Origin of the sequence: Gordonia sp. YY1, assembly GCF_009872315.1 — a bacterium.
Lineage (GTDB): Bacteria > Actinomycetota > Actinomycetes > Mycobacteriales > Mycobacteriaceae > Gordonia > Gordonia amicalis.
The window spans coordinates 538,320-559,696 of sequence record NZ_WXYI01000001.1 but is presented as its reverse complement, the minus strand read 5'-3'; the positions used below and the strand labels follow the sequence as shown (position 1 = coordinate 559,696).

At 67.9% G+C, this 21,377-nt stretch carries 18 protein-coding genes; 6 read left to right on the top strand and 12 right to left on the bottom strand.

Features of this window, described 5'->3' with window-relative positions; genetic code table 11:
• Positions 1–169: 169 nt before the first annotated feature.
• The 6 genes from BPODLACK_RS02535 (at position 170) to BPODLACK_RS02510 (ending at position 8,245) form a co-directional block, all read left to right on the top strand.
• On the top strand, positions 170–961 hold the full coding sequence (locus BPODLACK_RS02535; protein WP_024499065.1) for an LLM class F420-dependent oxidoreductase: 792 nt from the start codon (positions 170–172) through the stop codon (positions 959–961).
• Between the two features lie 168 nt (positions 962–1,129).
• Positions 1,130–3,100, top strand: a complete 1,971-nt coding sequence (locus BPODLACK_RS02530; protein WP_442903255.1) for a TPM domain-containing protein — start codon at positions 1,130–1,132, stop codon at positions 3,098–3,100.
• Positions 3,101–3,200: 100 nt separating this feature from the next.
• A complete protein-coding gene (locus tag BPODLACK_RS02525; protein ID WP_159404650.1) occupies positions 3,201–5,282 on the top strand; it encodes a PhoX family protein in 2,082 nt (693 codons plus the stop codon).
• Between the two features lie 437 nt (positions 5,283–5,719).
• Entirely contained in the window at positions 5,720–6,181 is a 462-nt protein-coding gene (locus BPODLACK_RS02520) for a MarR family winged helix-turn-helix transcriptional regulator (protein ID WP_024499062.1), read from the top strand.
• Positions 6,182–6,229: 48 nt separating this feature from the next.
• Positions 6,230–7,498 (top strand): MFS transporter, encoded by a 1,269-nt coding sequence (locus tag BPODLACK_RS02515; RefSeq protein WP_024499061.1) that lies wholly within the window; start codon positions 6,230–6,232, stop codon positions 7,496–7,498.
• Between the two features lie 27 nt (positions 7,499–7,525).
• On the top strand, positions 7,526–8,245 hold the full coding sequence (locus tag BPODLACK_RS02510; RefSeq protein ID WP_159404649.1) for an EthD domain-containing protein: 720 nt from the start codon (positions 7,526–7,528) through the stop codon (positions 8,243–8,245).
• On the opposite strand, the gene BPODLACK_RS02505 is transcribed toward BPODLACK_RS02510, so the two are convergent.
• From BPODLACK_RS02505 to BPODLACK_RS02450, 12 genes are all read right to left on the bottom strand, one after another.
• Entirely contained in the window at positions 8,217–8,909 is a 693-nt protein-coding gene (locus tag BPODLACK_RS02505; RefSeq protein WP_024499059.1) for a helix-turn-helix domain-containing protein, read from the bottom strand. The two genes, BPODLACK_RS02510 and BPODLACK_RS02505, sit on opposite strands and share 29 nt — an antisense overlap.
• A 52-nt stretch (positions 8,910–8,961) precedes the next feature.
• Positions 8,962–10,158: an NAD(P)/FAD-dependent oxidoreductase gene (locus BPODLACK_RS02500; protein ID WP_159404648.1), complete on the bottom strand. Its 1,197-nt coding sequence runs from the start codon at positions 10,156–10,158 to the stop codon at positions 8,962–8,964.
• Positions 10,155–11,486 carry an FMN-binding glutamate synthase family protein gene (locus BPODLACK_RS02495; protein WP_159404647.1) on the bottom strand — a complete coding sequence of 444 codons (1,332 nt, stop codon included), beginning with the start codon at positions 11,484–11,486 and terminating at the stop codon, positions 10,155–10,157. The genes BPODLACK_RS02500 and BPODLACK_RS02495 overlap by 4 nt, the downstream gene beginning before the upstream one ends.
• A gap of 80 nt (positions 11,487–11,566) precedes the next feature.
• Positions 11,567–12,313, bottom strand: a complete 747-nt coding sequence (locus BPODLACK_RS02490; protein WP_159404646.1) for a protein glxC — start codon at positions 12,311–12,313, stop codon at positions 11,567–11,569.
• Positions 12,301–13,197 (bottom strand): glutamine amidotransferase, encoded by an 897-nt coding sequence (locus tag BPODLACK_RS02485; RefSeq protein ID WP_006438067.1) that lies wholly within the window; start codon positions 13,195–13,197, stop codon positions 12,301–12,303. The genes BPODLACK_RS02490 and BPODLACK_RS02485 overlap by 13 nt, the downstream gene beginning before the upstream one ends.
• 67 nt (positions 13,198–13,264) lie before the next feature.
• On the bottom strand, positions 13,265–14,626 hold the full coding sequence (gene glnT / locus BPODLACK_RS02480; protein WP_159404645.1) for a type III glutamate--ammonia ligase: 1,362 nt from the start codon (positions 14,624–14,626) through the stop codon (positions 13,265–13,267).
• Between the two features lie 218 nt (positions 14,627–14,844).
• Complete coding sequence (locus BPODLACK_RS02475) at positions 14,845–16,206, bottom strand: ammonium transporter (RefSeq protein ID WP_159404644.1); 1,362 nt, start codon at positions 16,204–16,206, stop codon at positions 14,845–14,847.
• Between the two features lie 64 nt (positions 16,207–16,270).
• Positions 16,271–17,296 (bottom strand): heme-dependent oxidative N-demethylase family protein, encoded by a 1,026-nt coding sequence (locus BPODLACK_RS02470; protein WP_159404643.1) that lies wholly within the window; start codon positions 17,294–17,296, stop codon positions 16,271–16,273.
• Complete coding sequence (locus BPODLACK_RS02465) at positions 17,293–18,282, bottom strand: PDR/VanB family oxidoreductase (protein ID WP_159404642.1); 990 nt, start codon at positions 18,280–18,282, stop codon at positions 17,293–17,295. The genes BPODLACK_RS02470 and BPODLACK_RS02465 overlap by 4 nt, the downstream gene beginning before the upstream one ends.
• Entirely contained in the window at positions 18,279–19,811 is a 1,533-nt protein-coding gene (locus BPODLACK_RS02460; RefSeq protein ID WP_159404641.1) for a heme-dependent oxidative N-demethylase family protein, read from the bottom strand. Before BPODLACK_RS02460 ends, BPODLACK_RS02465 begins: the two co-directional genes overlap by 4 nt.
• Positions 19,808–20,821, bottom strand: coding sequence for a PDR/VanB family oxidoreductase (locus BPODLACK_RS02455; protein WP_159404640.1), 1,014 nt, complete (start codon positions 20,819–20,821; stop codon positions 19,808–19,810). Before BPODLACK_RS02455 ends, BPODLACK_RS02460 begins: the two co-directional genes overlap by 4 nt.
• Positions 20,818–21,369, bottom strand: a complete 552-nt coding sequence (locus BPODLACK_RS02450) for a dimethylamine monooxygenase subunit DmmA family protein (RefSeq protein WP_159404639.1) — start codon at positions 21,367–21,369, stop codon at positions 20,818–20,820. Before BPODLACK_RS02450 ends, BPODLACK_RS02455 begins: the two co-directional genes overlap by 4 nt.
• Positions 21,370–21,377 lie beyond the last annotated feature (8 nt).

Sequence of the window (21,377 nt, the reverse complement as noted above, 5' to 3'; positions counted from 1 at the left end):
TCCTCAGGGAGCAAAGAGACGGCCCACGAGCTCCGGGCTCCTCAGGGAGCAAAGGGACGGCCCACAAGCTCCGGGCTCCTCAGGGAGCAAACGGACGGCCCACACGCTCCGGGCTCCTCAGGGAGCAATGACATCGACGCCGTCGCCGGAAGCAGGCAGACTGGTCGCCATGGCGTTTCCTCTTCGCATCGGTGTCCAGATCCAGCCCCAGCACGCTCCCGAGTACGGCCTGATCCGCGACGCGGTCCGCCGCGCCGAGGATGCGGGCGTCGACGTCGCGTTCAACTGGGACCACTTCTATCCCCTCTACGGCGCTCCCGAGGGTGAGCACTTCGAGTGCTGGACGATGCTCGGTGCGTGGGCGGAACAGACCTCGCGGGTGGAGATCGGCGCGCTGGTGACCTGCAACTCCTACCGCAACCCCGAACTGCTGGCCGACATGGCGCGCACCGTCGACCACATCAGCGGCGGCCGACTCATCCTCGGTGTCGGTGGCGGGTGGTTCCAGAAGGACTACGACGAGTACGGCTACGAGTTCGGCACCGTAGGGTCGCGACTGAACGCCTTCGGCGAGGCCCTGCCGCGCATCAAGTCACGGCTGGCCAAGCTCAATCCCGCGCCCACCCGCGACATCCCGATCCTCATCGGCGGCAGCGGCGAGAAGAAGACACTGCGCTACATCGCCGAGCACGGCGATGTCTGGCACGGGTTCAACGACCTCGAACAGTACCGCCACAAGTCGAAGGTCCTCGCCGAACACTGTGCAGCAGTGGGCCGCGACCCGGAGACCATCGAACGGTCGTCGGGCCTGCAGTTCGGCGGCGACGTCGACGCGCTGCTCCGCGATGCCGACGCGCTGGCCGCCGAGGGCGTCACCCTCCTGACAGTCGGCGTGACGGGCCCCGACTACGACCTCACCGCCGTCGAGGCCCTGTGCCGGTGGCGCGACGCTCGACGCTGAGACGTGCCGGTACCGATCGAGGTCAGGGACGGACATACACTCACCCGAATGCGGCGGCTGATTGGATTCGTGATCATGCATCGGTTACCTGCGATTCGTGGTGGGTGGGGGCACGTCGTGGCCCGGCGCATCTCGGCAGTTCTCGGGGCCGCCGGCCTCGCGCTCGGCATGACTCTGCTGCTGACGGGCATCGGAGCCGGCACCGCCGCCGCCGAACCGCCCACGCGCCTCCCCACCTATGTCGTCGACTCGGCCAACGCGATCTCGCCCGCCCAGCGGTCCGAGTTGGAGGCCGCCGTCGACAAGCTGTACAACGACCACGGAATCCAGATGTGGATCGTCTACGTCCGGGATTTCGGGGGTCTGACCAGCGAGCAGTGGGCCGACCAGACCGCGGTGGCCAGTGAACTCGGCGACCACGACGCCCTACTCGCCGTCGCCACCGAGGACCGCGCGTATCGACTGTTCGCCCCCGACAACATCGGTGGTCTGGACCAGTCGACCCTCGAGGGCGTCGCGAACGACGACGTCGTGCCGCAACTGCGCGAGGGCAACTGGGCCGACGCCGGACTCGCGGCGATCAACGGGCTCTCGTCGGAACTCGATCCCAGCTACACCGGCGTCATCGCCGCCGCAGTCGTCGGCGGAGCCGTGGTGGTCGGCGGAGGCGGCGCGTACCTCTACTCGCGCCGCCGCAAGCAGCGTCGGATCGAGGGCGGCCTGGAGACACTGCGCGAACAGGAACTGACCGTCGATCAGCTCGCGGAGCAGCCGCTCGACGTGCTCGATCCGTGGTCGCGTGAGGTCCTCACCGATCTCGACAACGCCGTCCGCACCAGCGAAGAAGAGTTGCGCCTGGCCGTCGGAGAATTCGGCGAGGCCGAGACGGAACCATTCACCACGGCACTCGAGCGCGCGAAAACTGCTCTCGCACAGTCCTTCACCCTGCGGCAGCGGCTCGACGACGACGTCCCGGAAACCGACGACGAGCGCCGCTCGATGCTCGTCGAGATCATCACGTCCTGCACCGACGCCGACGGCACGCTCGACGACCAGGTCGAGGCCTTCGATGCGATGCGCAACCTCCTGATCAACGCCGATGCGCGGTTCGACGCGATCACCCAGCAGCTCATCGGCCTGCGCGCCCGCCTCGACCCGGCGACGCGGCAGCTCGCCGAGCTGACCGAGAAACACGGCGAACAGACACTCGCCTCGATCCTGTCGAACGTCGAACTCGCCCGGCAGCAGATCGATTTCGCCGAGGCGACCGCCGACCAGGGTCGCGCCGCGAGTGCGGCGCCGGTCGGACAACAGGGTCCCGCGGTCGCCGCGATCCGCTCGGCCGAGGGCTCCATCGAGCAGGCCACCGTGCTCCTCGACGCGATCGATCACGCGGACGCGAACATCACCGCCGCCCAGTCCCGCATGCCGGCACTGATCGAGGAGGTGGAGGCCGAACTCGCCGAGGCGGCGTCACTGACCGCTGATGGCGGACCCGCGCTGGCGAGTGCCACGGAAGCCGCGAAGACTGCTCTCGACGCCGGACGTACCGGCTTCGACGCCGATCCGCTGGGCACCTTCACCGCCCTGGTCGACGCCGATGCGGATCTCGACGACGCCCTCGACGCCGCGCGGGACTCCGCGGCCGAACGCACCCGCCGCGCACAGGTGTTGAGCGCGGCCCTCGAGTCGGCGTCGGCAAAGGTGACCGCTGCGTCGGACTTCATCGGCACGCGGCGCGGCGCCGTGCAGTCGACTGCCCGGACCCGGCTGGCCGAGGCGCAACGCCTCCTCCAGACCGCCCAGCAGGCCGCCGCAACCGATCCGGCCGCGGCGACCACGTCGGCGCGGCGAGCCGGCGCTCTCGCCGACCAGGCGCTCATGGCCGCTCAAGGTGATGTCGTGAACTGGCAGCAGTCGCAGCAGCCGCGCTCCGGCGGCACCTCGACCGCGGGTGCCGTTCTCGGTGGCATCCTCGTCGACAGCTTCCTGCGCGGCACCATCAGCGGCGGTCGCGGCGGATACCGGGGTGGATACCCCGGCGGCTTCGGTGGTGGCTTCGGCAGCGGCGGACGGAGCCCGGGCTCGTTCGGCGGCTCCGGGTCGTCGGGACGCATCGGTACCGGCGGGCGGTTCTAGCGGTCTCGACACGGCTCGACCAGCAGAAGGCACCGTGCGTTGGGTGTCCGTTCACATTCGAGTACCCAAGGGTTCGCTTCGCCCCCCTAGCGTCCTGCGGGTGCGAATCCAGTTGCCGCTGTTCACCTCCGCCGGCCACGATGCCGGGCGTTCCTCGCGCGCATATGTGACGTGCCGCTACAAGTGCGGCGACGCCTGCCGTCACGATCCCGGTAACCGCAGCGACAACGCGTACTTCCGCGACGTCGTGCGCACCGCGGTGTCGCGTCGGAGCGTCCTCAAGACCTCGGCGGGTACGGCGGTCGCAGTCGGGGCGGCATCGGTGCTCGCGGCCTGTGGCCAGAGCGGATCGGGGACCGGCACCTCGACGACCGGATCTGCCACCGGAGATGCGCTGCCGGGTATGAAGTTCACGGCTGTCCCGGCCAACACCGAGGACGCGGTGGTGATCCCCGACGGATACCGCCAGGAGGTCGTGATCCGGTGGGGCGATCCCGTCCTGCCCGGCGCCCCGGAGTTCGACTTCGCCAACCAGACCCCCGAGGCCCAGGCCGGGCAGTTCGGCTTCAACAACGACTTCGCCGGGCTCATCCCGGTCGACGGCGTGCCCGACCACTTCTACCTCGTCGCCAATCTCGAGTACCCCACCGAACCGTTCATGTTCACCGGGTACAAGGACGGCCAACCCACCGAACAGCAGGCCCGCATCGCGATGGCCTCGGTCGGTATCGCCGTGGTCGAGGTGACCGCCCAGCCCGGCTCCGGCGCGCTCAAACCCGTTGTCGGCCAGCGTAACCAGCGACTCACCGCGTCGAGCCCGTTCCGGCTGACCGGTCCCGCAGCGGGCACCGAGTTCGTGAAGACGGCCGCCGATCCGGCCGGCACCACTGTCCTGGGGACGATGGCCAACTGCTCGGGCGGGCTCACCCCGTGGGGCACCATGCTCTCCGGCGAAGAGAATTTCAACGGTTACTTCAGCAACGCGAGCACGGTGACCGACCCGAAGACGGCTGAACGTCTCGAGCGCTACACCTTCGAAGACGATGCCGACGAACACCACTGGGGTCGCTTCGACAAGCGCTTCGACCTGGCCGTCGAGCCCAACGAGGCCAACCGCTTCGGCTACATCGTCGAAGTCGATCCACACGACCCGAAAGCTGTTCCCGTCAAACACAGTTCGATGGGCCGATTCAAGCACGAGTCGGCCAACATCTATGTCGTCGACGCCGGGCCCGACAAGGGTACGGTGGTCGCCTACAGCGGTGACGACGAGAAGTTCGAGTACATCTACAAGTTCGTGTCGAGCCGCAAGATGAAGAGCGGACTGTCGAAGACCGCACGCGAACACAACATGCGCATCCTCGACGAGGGGACCCTGTACGTCGCAACGTTCACCGCCGAACCCGTCGACGGCTCCGGGGCTCTGCCCGCGGCGGGCAAGTTCGCGGGCAAGGGGTCGTGGAAGCCCCTGCTCACCGTCAACGCCGACGGTACGGCCCGGTCGTACATCGCCGGCATGTCGCCGGCCGAGGTCGCCGTCTTCACCCGCGCGGCGGCAGATTCCGTCGGTGCCACCAAGATGGACCGTCCCGAGGACATCGAGCCGAACCCGAAGACCGGCAAGGTGTACTGCGCACTGACCAACAACAGCGACCGCGGCACCGACGGCAAGGCCGCTGCCGATCTCGTGAACCCCCGCAAAGAGAACAAGAACGGTCAGATCCTCGAGATGACCGACGACCACACCGGCACGGAGTTCACCTGGGAACTCCTGCTCGTCTGCGGCGACCCCGCCGCCGCCGACACGTACTACGGCGGCTTCGACAAGACCAAGGTCAGCCCGATCTCCTGTCCCGACAACGTCGCCTTCGACCCGCACGGCAACCTGTGGATCTCCACCGACGGCAACGCCCTCGACTCCAACGACGGCCTGTTCGCCGTCGCCCTCGACGGTGACCGCCGCGGCGAGACGAAACAGTTCCTGACCGTCCCCAAGGGTGCCGAGACGTGTGGACCGGTCATCGACAGCAACCGCATCCTGATCGCGGTACAGCATCCGGGCGAACTCGACGACCACTCCGCGGACAACCCGGCATCGCACTGGCCCGACGGCGGGAACTCCCAGCCGCGGCCGTCGGTGGTCGCGGTCTGGCGCGACGGCGGGAGCCCGATCGGGGTCTGACGCCTCACTGCAGAATCGCCACTTCCGCCTCTCCCGGCGCTGGTCCGACCGGCGCTTGTCGGGTGGCGGCGGCGATCTCGTCTCGGCGTGCACGGCGCATAGGTGCGCGTGCCCGTTGTGACCGCCTCCGGATTCGCGGTGGGGCTTCGACGCGGTGCCTCGCTACGCTCGGTACCGGCTCAGCCGGCGGGGTCGGTGCCGGCGGGATCGTTACCGGCGGGGTCGGTGCCGGCGGGATCGTTACCGGCGGGGTCGGTGCCGGCGGGATCGATACCGGCTCAGCCGGCGGGATCGGTACCAGCTCAGCCGGCGGGACCGGTACCGGCTCAGCCGGCGGATCGGTGGCGATTCCGCATTGGCCGGGGCGGCGATGTGTCGGCAGTGTCACATGCACGCCCGGTATTACTTCGAACTTCGAAGTATTAGGCTTTCTAAGCGTGTCCGCTTCCGATCCCGCGCAACTCGCCCTGACGCTGCGTCCCACGATCACCAGGCTCTACCTGGCGCTTCGCCGGCGCGCGCCGAGGGTCGAGCTCACCGCGGCGCAGACGTCAGCCCTCAACGTCCTCGCCGACACCGGGTGGATGCGCATGGGTGAACTCGCCGATCGTGAGTCCATCCGCATGCCGACCGCGACATCGGTGATCGACGGACTCACCAAGCACGAACTGGTCGAACGCAGACCCGACCCGGCCGACAGACGCGCCGTCCTGGTCGGACTGACCGACCACGGCCGCGCCGTCGTATCGCAGATCCGCGAGGAACGCGACGTCGTCCTCACCAGTGCACTCGCCGCGCTGAACGACGAGGACCGGGCCGCCCTGGCCGCCGCCGGCCCTGCTCTCCGAGCCCTGCGCGACCGACTCGACGAGACCCCGACGCAGCCGCCGAGCGCCTGAGTCCACGGCGCCCGGCCACGTCATCACTCCGCGATCGAAAAGGACCTCATGACAGTCACCGAGAACACGCCGACCACCGACACGGCGTCTTCTGAGAAGTCGCTGCTCGCCACGTTCCGCGAGCAACCCCGTACCGTGTGGATCACTGCTTTCGCCGCCACGATCGCCTTCATGGGGATCGGCCTCGTGGACCCGATCCTGCACAGCATCGCCGAAGCGCTCGAGGCGCCGGCCGAGAAGGTCACCCTGCTCTTCGGTGTGTATGTGGGTGTCCAGTGCGTCGCGATGCTGCTGACCGGCTGGGCCGCATACCGTTTCGGCCCCAAACGCACACTCACCGTCGGACTCGCGCTGATCGTCGTCGCCGCCGGGCTGTCCGCCTTCGCCGACGACATCGACCAGCTGATCGCCTTCCGGGTGATCTGGGGTCTGGGCAACGCGCTGTTCCTCGCGACCGCACTGGCATTCATCGTCTCGTCCGCTGTCGGCAGCCGACAGGGCGCGATCATGATGTACGAGGCCGCACTCGGTCTCGGCCTCGCGGTCGGACCGTTGCTCGGAGCGACCCTCGGCGAATGGACCTGGCGCGCGCCGTTCGGCGGGACCGCGCTGCTCATGCTCTTCGGCGCCGTCCTGTGCGCGTTCATGCTCCCCGCCGACGCGCCTCGCGCCACCCGCGACCGGGTGCGGATCGTCGATCCGCTGAAGGCCCTCCGCAATCGCACCCTGTCGATCTCGGGCATCGGTTCGGCCTTCTACACCGGTGCATTGTTCACCGTCATCGCGTGGGCGCCGATCGCCATGGGGCTCCGCCCGATCCACGCGGGACTCATCTTCTTCGGGTGGGGTCTGCTCACCGCACTCGCGGGCGTGTTCGTGGCACCCGCGTTGGCCAAGGCCCTGGGCGAGAAGGCCGGTGTGCTGGTGGCGATCTTCGCCTACGGTTCGATCATGGTCCTGGCCGGCGTCGGGACGGTGAGCGATCAGGTGTGGCTCATCGGACTCGCAGTCGTTCTCTCCGGCCTCCCGTCGGGTGTGCTGAACACCCTCTTCACCGACCTCGCCATGTCCTCCGGCGGAACCGACACCCCGCGCTCGGTGTCCAGCGCGGGCTTCAGCTTCCTGCGCTGGATGGGGGCCGCGATCGCCGCGGTGCTCGTGGCGTACCTCGCCAAGTGGTTCGGTTCCGATGCCGCTCCCTGGTGGTTCGCCACCGCCTACTGCGTCGTCGCACTCGGTGCCGTCGCACTCATCCAGGGCGTTGCGGACGACGAGATCGACGACGACGCCGCGCTGATCGGCGCCGAGGAGTTCTGACCCCGAACACCCGCTCGTCCCGGTACCGTGCGCGAGGTGACGTACTCGAAGGTGATCGTGGCGGTGCGAGGTGGTGGACTGGCGCGCGCCGGTGCCGAGACACTCGTCGAACGATGCGCGGCAGCCGGTGCCGTACGCGTCCAGCTCAACATCGACGACGACCCCGTCTCCGGCGCGATGCGCATCGACGAACTCGATCCGGCGATCGACGCGGTGGTGACGTACTGGGCCGGGGATGTCGACGCCGTACTCCCCGCGGTCACCCAGAGTGCCGAGGGGCCGTTCGCGGCCTGGGAGGTCACCGCGCGCGCTCCCCTCGACCCGGACCTTCCCGCCGACGGAACGCGCATCGACGCGCTGTCCAACATCGCATTCCTACGACGCCCAGCCGAGCTGGACCGCGAGGAATGGTTGCGGCGCTGGCTCGAGGACCACACCCGGGTCGCGATCGACACTCAGGCCACGTTCGGATACGTGCAGAACATCGTCCAGCGGGCAGTCACCGGGGACACACCGCGAGTCGACGCGATCGTGGAGGAACTGTTCCCGATGGCAGCTGTCACCGACATCCACGCCTTCTACGGCAGCGACGGCGACCAGACCGAACTGGAACGTCGAATGACGCTGATGCTCAACAGCGTCGCGCGGTTCGGTGCGGACCGACACCTCGACGTGGTCCCGACCTCCCGGTACGACTTCGATCTCTCCGCCGATGGCCTCAGACGGCTGAATCCGGAAACGCGATGACCGAGAGGAAGCGTATCGGCAGTTCGACCAGTTCGACCGGCCCGTGCGCTCCTTCTCCGTCGAGCTGCAACGCGTCGCCAGGATGCATCCGGTACACCGAGCGGCTGTGCGCGTAGTCCATCACGCCCTCGAGGACATACAGGAATTCGGTACCGGCGTGCTGGAACAGTGGCTGCGTCACCGATTTCTCGGTGAGGGTCACGAGCAGACATTCGAGCCGTTTGTGTTCCCCGCGAAGCGATCCGAGCAACTCGTACTCATGTCCCTCGCGTGAACCCTCACGGACGATCTCGTTGCCCTCCCCCGCCTTCACGAAGACAGCCGAACGCTCCATCTCCGCGCCGCGGAACAACGACGTGACCGAGACGTCGAAGCCGTTGGCCAGGCGGGCGAGGGTGCTGAGACTGCAGGAGGTCTGCGCGTTCTCGATCTTCGACAGCATCGCCTTGGAGATGCCGACGCGGGACGCCATGTCGCCCACCGACAGTCCCTGCTGGCGCCGCAGCCGACGCACATTGTGCGCGATCGCGGTCTCGAGCTCGAGTTCCTCGACCGACTGGTCGACGGGGCGTTCCCGTGCGATGCCAGACTGGTTCCGGATCAATGGGTCGTCGGTCACCTCGCCAGCATAGTGAGCGAGGTCGTTCACTGTCAGTTGACACATGTTCTCGCGCCCTCTCGTCGGTTGACCCCCCCTGCACACCGCTCGGGAACTCTCAGCGCATCTCCCCCGCTCCCACGTAGGGGAACCTCGTCTTCAGCGGATCGCCCTCGGCGAACCGGGTGAAGCGGAAATCGGACTCCGGGATCCGTGGGTCCGAACTGCGTCCGTCGACCACCAGATCGGCGATCAGCCGTCCCACCGCCGGCGAGATCTTGAACCCGTGACCGCTGAAGCCGACCGCCAGCACCAGACCGTCGAGCGGGCCCGCCGAGATGATCGGATTCCAGTCCGGCGTCACGTCGTAGCAACCGGCGTAGCTGCTGGTGATCGCGGGTTCGGTGAAGCCGGGGAACCGGGTACCGACCTTGTCGACGGTGAGGTCGACGAAGTCGCTGTCGACACGGTTGCTGTAGTTGTCCGGGTCGGCGATCTGGAGTTCCTTGAGATCGCTGTTGCCGAACAGGATCTCGCCTCGGACGTCCGGTCGCACGTACTGGAGTGAGACGAGGTCGGAGAACACCGGAACCTCGCCGAGATCCTCACCCGGGTGGATCATCACGATCTGCTCGCGGTGCACCGAGATCGGGACGTCGATGCCGTGCCGGCCGAGGAACGGCTTGGACCACACGCCGGTTGCGACGACGACGGTGTCGGCCGAGATCGTCGAGCCGTCGGCGAGCCGGACGCCGGTGACCCGGTCGCCGTCCACCAGCAACTCGGTGACCGCGGCGCCCTGGCGGATCCTGATGCCGGTGGCCCGTGCGGCGGCGGCGAAGGCCTGGGCGGTCTGGTAGGCGTCCCCGTATCCGCCGCGCTCCTCCCAGCCGAAGGCCGCGAACGGCTCCAGATCGGCCGTCGGCCACATCCTCGCGACCTCGGCGACGTCGATCTCCTCGGTCTGAACGCCCACTTCACGCTGTGCCGCAAGGCTTTTGCGCAGGTTCTCGACATTCGGTTCACCGACGCCGACGACGTATCCGGTCTGCCGGAAGCCGATGTCGGTACCGAAGATCTCCTCGGCCTTCTCGAACACCTCCAGCCCCACCGCCGCCATCGCGGCCAGCGAGCTGACGCCGTAGTGGCACCGGACGATACCCGACGACTTGCCGGTCATCCCGCCGCCGACGGTGTCGCGTTCGCACACGACGACGTCGGTGATCCCCCGCTGCCCGAGGGCCCACGCGGCGGCAGCACCTTCGAGGCCGCCGCCGACGATGACGACCGATGCGGTCGAATTCTGTTCTGTCACAGCCCACTCCCCGGAATCCAGTTGGTACCGGCCATCGGGACCCGCGCCATCGCCGCGGCCTCGATCGTGATGGCGACGAGGTCCTCGGGCTCGAGGTGCTGAAGGTGCGCCTTGCCGCAGGCACGGGCGATGGTCTGGGCCTCCATCGTCATGACCCGCAGGAAGTTGGCGAGGCGCTTGCCACCGAGGACCGGGTCGAAGCGCGCCGACAGTTCCGGGTCCTGCGTGCTGATGCCGGCCGGGTCACGCCCGTCCTGGAAGTCGTCGTAGTAGCCGGCTGCCGAACCCAGCGCCTCGTACTCCTCGGCATAGCGGGGATCGTTGTCTCCCAACGCGATCAGGGCGGCGGTGCCGATCGCGACCGCGTCGGCCCCGAGTGCCATCGCCTTGGCGACGTCGGCGCCGTTGCGAATACCGCCGGAGACGATCAGCTGCACCTCACGGTGCACACCGAGTTCCTGGAGTGCCTGCACGGCCTGCGGGATCGCGGCGAGGGTCGGGATGCCGACGTGTTCGATGAACACCTCCTGGGTGGCGGCGGTACCGCCCTGCATGCCGTCGACCACGACGACGTCCGCGCCGGAGTGCACGGCCAGCTTCACGTCGTAGTAGGTGCGGCTCGCGCCGACCTTCACGTAGATCGGCTTCTCCCAATCGGTGATCTCGCGCAGCTCGTTGATCTTGATGGCGAGGTCGTCGGGGCCGGTCCAGTCGGGGTGCCGGCAGGCGCTGCGCTGGTCGATGCCCTGGGGGAGGGTACGCATCCCGGCGACACGCTCGGAGATCTTCTGCCCCAGCAGCATTCCACCGCCACCGGGCTTGGCACCCTGGCCGAGGACGACCTCGATGGCGTCGGCCTTGCGCAGGTCGTCGGGATTCATGCCGTAACGCGACGGCAGGTACTGGTAAACGAGGTGCTTGGACTGTCCGCGCTCCTCGGGAGTCATGCCGCCGTCACCGGTGGTGGTCGACGTCCCGACCTCCGACGCTCCGCGGCCGAGTGCCTCCTTGGCGCCGGCCGACAGTGCACCGAAACTCATGCCGGCGATGGTGACCGGGGTAGACAGGTGCAGCGGGTACTTCGCGTTGCGGCCACCCAGGACGACGTCGGTGTCGCAGCGCTCGCGGTAACCCTCGAGCGGGTAGCGCGACATCGAGGCACCCAGGAACAGCAGGTCGTCGAAGTGGGGGAGCTTACGCTTGGCCCCCCAGCCACGGATGTCGTAGATGCCGGTCTCGGCGGCGCGCTGGATGGCGGCGATGGTGGTGCGGTCGTAGGTGGCGGATTCGCGGAGTCCGCGCTGCTCGACGCTGAGGTGTTCGGTCATGGTGATGTCACTTTCGATGTTGTGGCGCGAAGAGGGTTGGGGCCCTTCGTGGGTCATCGCCATCGCTCCTCGCGGGCGGCTCAGTAGGCGGAAGCGTTGTCCACCTTGAAGTGGTAGAGCTCGCGGGCCGATCCGTAGCGGGTGTAGGCGGTCAGGTCGTCGTCGCCGTAACCGGCGGCCTTGAGCAGACCGGCGAGTTCCTCGAGGTGCTCCTCGCGCATCGGCTTGGCGATGCAGTCGGCGCCGAGGGAGGCGACCTCACCGCGGACGTAGATGCGGGTCTCGTAGATGGAGTCGCCGAGGCCGTCGCCGGCGTCGCCGCGGATGACCAGGCGGCCGGCCTGCGCCATGAAGGCACTGTTGTGTCCGACGTTGCCGCCGATCACGATGTCGACACCCTTCATCGAGATGCCGCAGCGGGCCGCCGCGTCACCCTCGACCACGAGGAGTCCACCGTGAGCGGTGGCACCGGCCGACTGCGAGGCGTTGCCCTTGACGATGACGCTGCCGCTCATCATGTTCTCGGCGACACCGGTGCCGGCGTTGCCGTTGATGGTCACCTCGGCCTGCTGGTTCATCCCGGCGGCGTAGTAGCCGACATGACCGTTGACGGTGATCTTGACCGGCGCGTTGACGCCCGCGGCGACACTGTGCGCACCCGCCGGGTTGTCGATGACGATTTCCCCGGAGATGTCGCCGTGGAGTAGCGAGTTGATCTCTCGCAGTGCGGTGTTCGCGAGGTCGAAGTGGTGGTTGGGGCTCATCGTCTCCGCTTTCGCCGGGTCGGTGGGGGACTGGGTGGTGGAGTCGAGCGTCATCGCGTCCATGCGTAGACCACTTCCGGCTCGGGCTCCCAGATGCGGGCGTTCTCGACGCCGGGCAGCTTGGCGAGGGCGCGGTACTCGCTGGCGATCGCAACCCAGTCGTCGGTCTCGGCGATCACCGCGGGCTTGCAGGCGATGGCGTCGCGGACGACGGCGAAGGAGTCACGGTTGGAGACCACGAGGGTGTAGAAGCCGTCGAAGTTGGCGCAGACCTCCTTGAGGGCGGTCTCGACGTCCTTGCCGGCGGCGAGCTGGTGGGCGACGAAGCGGGCGCCGACCTCGGTGTCGTTCTCACTGTCGAATTCCACACCCTGCGCGCGCAATTCGCGTCGGATGGTGGCGTGGTTGGCGAACGACCCGTTGTGCACGAGACACTGCTCCGGGCCGACCGCGTAGGGATGTGCACCCGACGGGGTCACGGCCGATTCGGTGGCCATCCGGGTGTGGCCGACGCCCTGCCAGCCGGAAGCGGTTGCCAGACCCCAGGATTCGGCCAGGTCTCGCGGGGCGCCGACACCCTTGAGGACGGTCAGGTCCGAGCCGAAGCCGGCGACCAACGCGTCCGGGTAGGCGGCGCGGGCCGCGCCGAGGAGTTCTTCGGCGCCCACCGGGGCCGACGCGACCAGCGTGGCATCGACGAGCTGGGCGGCGACCGGCACACCGAGTGCTGCGCCCAACGTCGCCGAGACCTCGTCGGGCAGGACATCGAGTTCGAGCAGCGAGACACACCCGTGGCCGGAAGGTGCCCATTCGGGGTTGCCGTACACCGCGATACCGGCCGAATCCGCACCGCGATCCTGCATCTCGCCGAGCATCACGGCGAGCATCGCGCCGAGCCGGGGATGAAGATCGGGATTACGCAGATGCAATCCGACGATTCCGCACATGGTCGAATCCTTTACGTCGAAGGGGAGTTGGGATGTGGTTCGGTCGACGCAGCCTGGGCCGGCCGCGTCAGAAAGCGGTGAGGTACTGGTCGACTTCCCAGGGGGACACCGCCGCGTGCCAGTCGAAGAACTCCTCGCGTTTCAGGTTGGAGAAGTAGGTCGACACCTTGCCCTGGTCGGCGGGCCAGTCCTGGGGTAGTGCGGCGTCGAGCGCGCCCATGACGACCGCGTCGGACTCGAACGCCTCGACGGCGTGCAACAGGGTGAGTGGCAGATCCGCGATGTGGCTGGGAGCCCCGCCGACGGCCCCGGGGTCGAGGCTTCGCTTGATGCCGTCGAGACCGGCGCCCAGCAACGCGGCCGCGGCCAGGTACGGGTTGGCCGACCCGTCGCCACCGCGCAGTTCGACGCGTTGGTCGTCGGGAACCCGGATGTAGTGGGTCCGGTCGTTGCCGCCGTAGGTGGCCTTGCGCGGCGCCCAGGACGCACCCGACCGGGTGGCGGTCGCGCCGGTCCGCTTGTAGGAGTTGACGGTCGGCGCGATGACGGCCTGCAGAGCCGGTGCGTGCTCGAGGATGCCCCCGATGAACCCGTAGGCGGTCGCGGAGAGCCCCAGCCCGCGATCGTCTTCACTGACCTGCGGGAAGACCGGCTCGCCACCCTTGGTGAGGGAGAGGTGGAAGTGCAGTCCCGAACCGGTGCGATCGGCGAACGGCTTCGGCATGAACGTGGCGATCATGCCCTTCTCGGCGGCCATCGCCGAGAGGAGGTAGCGGAGGGTTACGACCCGATCGGCGGTGGTCAGCGCGTCGGCGTACTTGAAATTCTGCTCGAACTGCCCGTTGCCGTCCTCGTGGTCGTTGGCATAGTTGCCCCAGCCGAGCTGGTTCATGGCAGTGGACACCGTGGTGAGGTGCTCGTACATCCGGGTGAGACCGCGGACGTCGTAGCACGGCTGGTCGGAATCGTCGGCGGCGTCGGCGGTGACCAGCGAACCATCCTCGGCGCGCTTGAGCAGGAAGTATTCGACCTCGGCGCCCACCCACGGCTCGAAGCCGGCGTCGGCGGTCTGCGCGATGAGGGTCTTGAGGATGTTGCGCGGAGCGAACGGCCACGGCTTGCCCTCGACGTGCGGATCGCACTGGACGACGGCCAGACCTTCCTTGATGAACGGGATGGGGAGGAAGGAGCTGACGTCGGGAACGGCGATGAGGTCGGGGTCCTTGGGCTCCTGACCGATGGCACCGACCGCGTAACCGGCGAAACCGACTCCCTCCGTGGCGAGTTCGTCGACCGCCTCGACCGGCACCAGCTTGGCGCACGGCTTTCCGCGGAGATCGACGAACATGGCGAGGATGAACTTGGTGTCGTTCGCCGCACACAGCTCGGCGAGAGTGCCGGTGTCGGGGGTTTCGTTGGTGGTGGTCATGATGCGCTCCGGGGGTCGACTCTAGGTGTTGCCTGTCGGGATGTCCACTCGTGTGAATCAATGTCTACCGTTAGTAGACCGCCCGTTTGTTTCGAGTCTGTTTCCGCTCCGTGAGCGGTCGGTGTCGTTTCGAGCCACCCTCGCCGCCTGACGAAAGCACCCGGGGGTCCACCGTCTGACGGTGGACCCCCGGGCCGTTGTTCGTCTTCTCCGCGCGGTCAGACCTGCGCGGGTGGTGCCGATGCCGGCATCGACTTCTCCACCGATTCGGCAGCTGCCGACGGTGACAGACCGGCCAGCCCACCGCCGGGCCGACCCACACTGGCACTGGGGATCTCGTACGCGGTCTCGGCGTGCAGCGTGGTGTCGAGGCCCACCATCTCGGTCTCGTCGTCGACGCGCAGCCCGATCAGCTTGTCGAGTCCCTTCGCGATGAGCCAGGTCATCACGAACGAGTAGGTGCAGGTGATGGCGATGCCGGCGAGCTCACGCCAGACGATGTCGACCGGACCGCCGAACAGGACGCCCTGGACACCGGCCGGAGCGGCCTCGGTCGCGAACAGGATGATGCAGATGGTGCCGACGATGCCGCCGATGCCGTGGACGGCGAAGGCGTCGAGCGTCTCGTCGATCTTGAGCCTGCTCTTGAAGCTGAGCAGGAACGCGACGACCGCTGCGGCGAAGATGCCCACGCACAGTGCACCCAGCGGCGCCATGCTGCTGGCGGCAGGGGTGATGCCGACCAGGCCCGCGACGGTGCCGGTGATCAGGCCGAGCGACGTGACGTGACCCTCGCGCCACCGCTCGATGATCGCGAACCCGATCATGCCGGCGGATCCGGCGAGCAGCGTGTTCAGGATGACCGCCTGCGCAAGGAAGTTCGCACCGAGCGCGCAGCTGCCGTTGAAACCGAACCAGCCGAAGAACAGGATGCCCCCGCCCAGCATGGTCATCGGGAGGTTGTGCGGACGCTCCATGCGGCGCTTGCGGGCCCCGAGGACGACGGCCAGGGCCAGAGCCGCGACACCGGAGTTCATGTGGACCGCGGTTCCGCCTGCGTAGTCGACGATCTCCAGCTTGTTCAGCAGGAAGCCGCCCTTGTAGTTGTCATCGACGTCGGCCGAGAACACCCAGTGTGCGACCGGGAAGTACACCACCAGGAGCCAGATCGGCGCGAAGACCAGCCAGGCGGAGAACTTCATCCGGCCTGCTGCTCCACTGGCGACGATGGCAATGGTGATGGCCGCGAACAGGATGAACCACGCCGCGAAGTACAGCGTCTGGGTCGCGCCGGAGGCGTCGTCGGTCAACCAGTTGGTGAGACCGATGAAATCGGTCGGGTTGCCGATGAGGCCCCACCCGCCCACCGACGGACCGGACACGAGCCCGTAGCCGATGACGACGTAGAGCACGGCGGTGATGGCGAGGGTCGACATGACCATCGACATGATGTTCAGCACGTTCTTCGAGCCGACCATGCCGCCGTAGAAGAAGGCGAGGCCGGGGAACATGAGAAGGACGAAGACGAATGCCGCCAGCATCCAGGCGAGGTCGGCGTTGGCCGCGAGTATCGGTTCCATGGGCGATCTTTCGGTTCGGAGACTGAAGAGGTCGGTGGTTTGGTGCACCAGCAGCTCACGGGCGTCATTGACCGCGTAGATACGCGACGACGTTGTCGCGATAGTCGAGAAATCCCTTGTAGGCGGCGATGTCCTCACCGAGCGACTCGATGACGGCCGCCAACTGATCGGCCCACTCGGGTATTCGTTTCACGTCCTCCAGCGAGGCCATGAATGTCCGGATATTGAACGTCACGGCACCCGACATCGGCAACCGGACGAAGTGTTCGAGCTCGATTCGCAGGCGTGCCCTGGCGAAATCGCCGTCGGCAACCATGGCCGGGACGTCGGCCGCCCATGCCGGCAACTCTTCGAGACTCACGTCGAGCTTGTGCGAATCCGACGCCGACAGAGTCCAGTTCACCCTGCGGTACACCTGATCTGCCGGTAGCCTGCGCAGGAATTGTTCGGCGCGGGCGACGATGCCCTCGCGAAGCATGCGTGGTACCGGGGCGTGGATTTCGTACATGTCCATGCCCACGTCGAAGGAGACCGACCAGGCCGCGGCGAAGGTCACGACACCGGCGTCGAAGTACAGATGCCCATCGCGTTCGGTGACGAGGAGCAGATCGTCGGGCACCTCACGGGCCAGGAACTGCATCGGTCCGCACGGCAGGGTGTCGGGGTCGCCGAGCACGAATTCCTGGTCGGTGCCCAGGATCTCGTTACGCCAGTGGAAGCGCCCGTCGCCGAACTCGTCGAGGTGCATGAGGCCGGGGTAGGAGATGCCGAGGTCGCGCAGGTAGTAGAGCAGCAGATCCCAGCACGCGATCTCCATCCCGGCACGGACCCGCACCCGTGAGGGGTCGTTGTCCAGGATCCGGCGACGTTCGGCCATGATCTCGGGATACTCGGCACCACCGAGATCGACCAGGTGCCTTCCCCATTCACCGCCGCGCGTGCACCGCGGGATGCGTGCGGGCTCGACGTTGACGCTGTAGGTGAACTCCTCGAGGTCGTCCGGGAACGGCCACGGCAGGTTGGACAGGTGGTCCACCGGCCCCGTGAGGAAATCCCGGATCGATGCGGTCGGTATCGCTTCTGTGGTCACAGGTCCACCTCGATGTTCTGGCCCCGGGAGACGCAGCACAACATCGCGTCACCGAGGGCTTTCTCCTCCTCGGACAGGACGAGGTCACGATGCTCGATGATGCCGTCGCGCACCGGTATCCGACATTCGCCGCACACACCCTGGCGGCACAGGTTGGGCACCTCGACACCATGGTCGAGGAGTCGTTGCAGGAGGGAAACGCCGGCCGGGACGTCGATCCGGTCGCCGGTCGAGGACAGCGTCACCGTGAAGGGGTCGCCAGGGTCTTGTTCCGGAGCCGCGAATCGTTCGAGATGCACACGCGCCGTGGGCCACCCGGCCTGTTTCGCGAGTTCGGTGTACGTCTCGAGCAGGGATGCCGGTCCGCACGCGTACGCGTGGGTACCCAGGGCCTGGGCACGGAACCGTTCGGCGAGCAACTCCGCGGTGGCGTCGGCCCCGGACACCTCGTGCAGGGTGATGTTCGGCTGCTGGGCGAGCGCGCGGAGATCGTCGAGGTGGGCGCCGCAGCCGGGCCGGTACGAGTAGACGATGTCGGCACGACGCCGCTCACGCGCCAGCGCACGCGCGTGCGACAGGACCGGGGTGATGCCGATCCCTCCTGCGACGAGCAGTGCTCCACGCTGGCCGAGGACCGGCGCGAACATCGACCGGGGTCCCTCCACCTCGACGACGGCGTCCTCGGACAGGTTGTCGTGCAACCAGTCCGAGCCGCCGCCGGCGCCGCGTCGGAGCACCGAGATGCCGTAGGTGTTCGGGCACATGCCGTCGTCGACCAGCGAGTAGGCATTGCGGTGCTCACCGGCGGTGACGATCAGATGGCTGCCCGGTTGATAGGGCGTCAGAACCTGCGGGGCGTCGTCGAACGGCGCGAACCGGAAGTGGGTGATGTCCTCGGTCAGCCGACGAACCGTGACCACACGCATCGGGCGCGCCGAGGTCACGTAACCCGGGTGCAGGTGTGCGGGGATGGCTGCTGCGGTCATGCATCACCGCCCGCCGCTGAGGCGAGGAAGCTGCCCATCGTCGGCGAATGATGCTCGTGAACCTCCAGATCACGAGCGCAGCCCGGACAGGAGACGACCCCGCCCGCACGGCCTTCCACCCGGAAGGTGGTGCGGCAGTGCGCACAATAGAGCGGAAGGTCGCGGGTGTGGACGACGTATGACGACAACTCCGCGGGAACCGCTCCGGCCTCACGTGCCATCGCCAGCGCGGTCATCACGTCGTACTGACCGCCGGTGACGAGGATGCGCGTGCCGGTGAGCGCGGCATCGAGGGCGGCGTTCAGGGACCGGCGATCCTGCTCGTCGGTGAGGGTGTCGAGCACCAGGAGTCGGGTGGCTCCGACGGCCTCGGCCGCCGCGACCCAGTTCCGCGACACGTGAGCGGTCTCGGCGTCGTCGCCGACCGCGACGACGAGGAAGGCCGCCCCGGTGGTGTCGACGTCCGGCGGAGTGGTGGGCCAGACCGGCATGCCCGGACCGGTCGGCGCCGACTGTCGAGCGGCGTTGCGCAGCCACCGGGCGGCTCGGTCCCGGTACTTGATGATGCCCTTGTAATCGGCCATGTCCTCGGGCAATTCGGCCAGGACCTCGGCGGCACGACGACGCCAGGGGTCGACGGTGGCCAGCAGCTCGAGGGGGAGCAGGTAGGTGCGGATGAGGAACATGACGGCACCGGAGTCGGGGAGCCGGATGAGGTGCTGCACCTCGACGCGCAGGTGGACCCGGCGGCCGAACTCGGCGTCGTCGACGAGCAGGATGGCCTCGCGGTCGGGTCCCCACTCGGGGTAGATCTCGGTCGAGACGTCGAGGCGGCGGTCGATGGTGAGTGTCCAGTTGGTCCGCCGGTAGGGCTGGTGCGGTTGCAGCCGTTTGAGGAACTCGTGGGCCCGGGTGATGACGCCTTCCCTGCGAACCCGTGGGACTGGTCCGTGGATCTCGAGGAAGCTCATGCCGACGTCGAAACCGAAGCTCCAGTCCGCGGCGAAGGTCACCACACCGGCGTCGACGAACAGCTGGCCGTTGCGCTGGTCCAGGAGCGCGATGTCCTCCTGGACCTGGGAGGTGATGTACCGCAGCGGTTCGTCGGGGAGCGTGGTGGCGTCGCCGTACCAAAAGCGCTGTTCGATGCCGAGGATGTCGTTGCGCCACAACCATTCGTCGGGACCCGTCGAGCGCAGCTGCATCTGCTCCGGGTAGGCGGCATCGAGTTCGCGCATGAGGGTGAACATCGCGTCCCAGGTGGCGGGGACCATGTGGGGGAGTACCGCGTGCCTCGTCGGGTCGGCGGCGAGGATCGCCGCCCGCTGGTCGATCTCGGCGCGATATTCGGAGTCGATGTCGACGATCGCGGTGCCCCACTGACCCGCCGGTGTGGTGACGGGCTGCTCGGCCGGTTCGACGTTGGTGCTGTAGCGATACCGGTCCTCGAGGAAGGGGAACGGGAACCCGGCGACCAGGTCGGCGTCGTCCGGCGTTGTGGGAGTGGTGTTCTGGATCGTGCTCGTCACAGGGGAACCTCCAGGGTGCAGCCGTCGGCGGCGCGAGAGACGCACGGCATGATGGCGTCACCGGCGTCCTTCTCCTCGGCACTGAGGTAGAGGTCGCGGTGGATGGGTGATCCGCCGGCCAGGGGGATGCGGCATTCACCGCACACGCCCTGGCGGCACAGATTGGGGACCTCGACGCCTACCTGTTCCAGGGCCTCGAGCATGCTCGTCCCCGACGGGACGTCGATGCTCCGCCCGGATTCGACGAGGTCGACGCGGAAGGGATCACCGGCGTCGAGCGCGTCGATCCCGAACCGCTCGAAATGGACTCGGGAGTCGGGCCACCCGGCCTGCGCCGCCGCGTCGACGACGGCGTCGATCATCGCCGACGGCCCGCACACGTAGAGGTGAGTGCCGACCGGCTGGGCGCGGAGAGCTTCGTCGAGGCGTTCGATGAACGAGACGCGGTCGGTGAACAGTTCGGCGCGGGCTCGTGCAAGCGCGGCCACGTCAGCCACGTGGGCGGCCGCGTCCTTCCGGAAGACGTAGAGCAACTGGATGTCTCGCCCCCAGCGCACGGCTGCGCGCAGATGGGACACCATCGGGGTGATCCCGATTCCGCCGGCCACCAGCAGATGCTTGCGGGCGCGGGCGATGGGCGCGAACGCGCTGCGGGGGAGTCCGACGGTCAGCAGGTCACCGACCGCGAGCACCTCGTGCAGCCAGCGGGATCCACCCTTGCCGTCCGCGACCTCGAGGACCGAGATCGAGTAGTGCGTCGGATGCGTGCCGTCGCCGGTCAAGCTGTAGGCGTTGGTGTTCTCGCCGGCATGCACCACCAGATGGCTACCCGGAATGAAGCCGGGCAGCGAACGTCCGTCCGGGTGGGCGAGGGTGATGCCGCGGATACCCGCGACGGACGTGTCGATCGAGGTCACGACGAGTTGCATCGTGACGGCCCGATCGGCGCGGCGATTCGTCGACGCCGCACCGACATCGGCCGAATCAGGTTCTGCGACTGTGATGCTCACAGCTCGATCTCCTCGGTGGTCAGGGACTGGGTCTCGGCGTCGACCATGAACCCCAGGAACTGACCGGTTCGACGGGACACGTGGTGGTACACGAGCAGGTCGCGTCGACAACCGGCGCAGGGGATGACGTCGTCGATCGCCACTCGGGCGCGCGTGACCGTCCGGCAGTGCGAACAGAACACGTCTGCCTCGGTCGGTTCGACGGAACCCGTTGTGCCGAACTCGATCTCGTCGTCTTCGAGACCGGCGTTCACGGCGACGGCGCGCAGCCGCAGTGCCGAGCCGGCGTCGGCGACGATCCAGACCCGGACCCCGACGGTGGCCTCGGCAAGCGCGTCGGCCAGCAGGTCGGCGGCCGTGTCGGCGTCGCCGTGGATTCGGGTGGTGGCCAGCGACGCGAGGTCGGCTTCCCAGCGACTCAGTGCATCGGCGACGTCCCCCACACCGACCAGCAGGTAGGAACTGCCGGTCGGCGAGGGAGTCGACGTCTCGACCAGGTCACCAGGTCGCGCCCACACCGGCACGCTGGAGTACGCGATCTGCGACATGGCGGTCG

Excerpts from the sequence above, each read along its gene's own strand:
- BPODLACK_RS02515 (WP_024499061.1), top strand. The coding sequence starts at position 6,230 with ATGACAGTCACCGAGAACACGCCGACCACCGACACGGCGTCTTCTGAG.
- BPODLACK_RS02490 (WP_159404646.1), bottom strand. The coding sequence starts at position 12,313 with ATGGACGCGATGACGCTCGACTCCACCACCCAGTCCCCCACCGACCCG.
- BPODLACK_RS02475 (WP_159404644.1), bottom strand. The coding sequence starts at position 16,206 with ATGGAACCGATACTCGCGGCCAACGCCGACCTCGCCTGGATGCTGGCG.
- BPODLACK_RS02450 (WP_159404639.1), bottom strand. The coding sequence starts at position 21,369 with ATGTCGCAGATCGCGTACTCCAGCGTGCCGGTGTGGGCGCGACCTGGT.
- BPODLACK_RS02530 (WP_442903255.1), top strand. The coding sequence starts at position 1,130 with ATGACTCTGCTGCTGACGGGCATCGGAGCCGGCACCGCCGCCGCCGAA.
- glnT (WP_159404645.1), bottom strand. The coding sequence starts at position 14,626 with ATGACCACCACCAACGAAACCCCCGACACCGGCACTCTCGCCGAGCTG.
- BPODLACK_RS02535 (WP_024499065.1), top strand. The coding sequence starts at position 170 with ATGGCGTTTCCTCTTCGCATCGGTGTCCAGATCCAGCCCCAGCACGCT.
- BPODLACK_RS02465 (WP_159404642.1), bottom strand. The coding sequence starts at position 18,282 with ATGACCGCAGCAGCCATCCCCGCACACCTGCACCCGGGTTACGTGACC.
- BPODLACK_RS02485 (WP_006438067.1), bottom strand. The coding sequence starts at position 13,197 with ATGTGCGGAATCGTCGGATTGCATCTGCGTAATCCCGATCTTCATCCC.
- BPODLACK_RS02495 (WP_159404647.1), bottom strand. The coding sequence starts at position 11,486 with ATGACCGAACACCTCAGCGTCGAGCAGCGCGGACTCCGCGAATCCGCC.
- BPODLACK_RS02505 (WP_024499059.1), bottom strand. The coding sequence starts at position 8,909 with ATGTGTCAACTGACAGTGAACGACCTCGCTCACTATGCTGGCGAGGTG.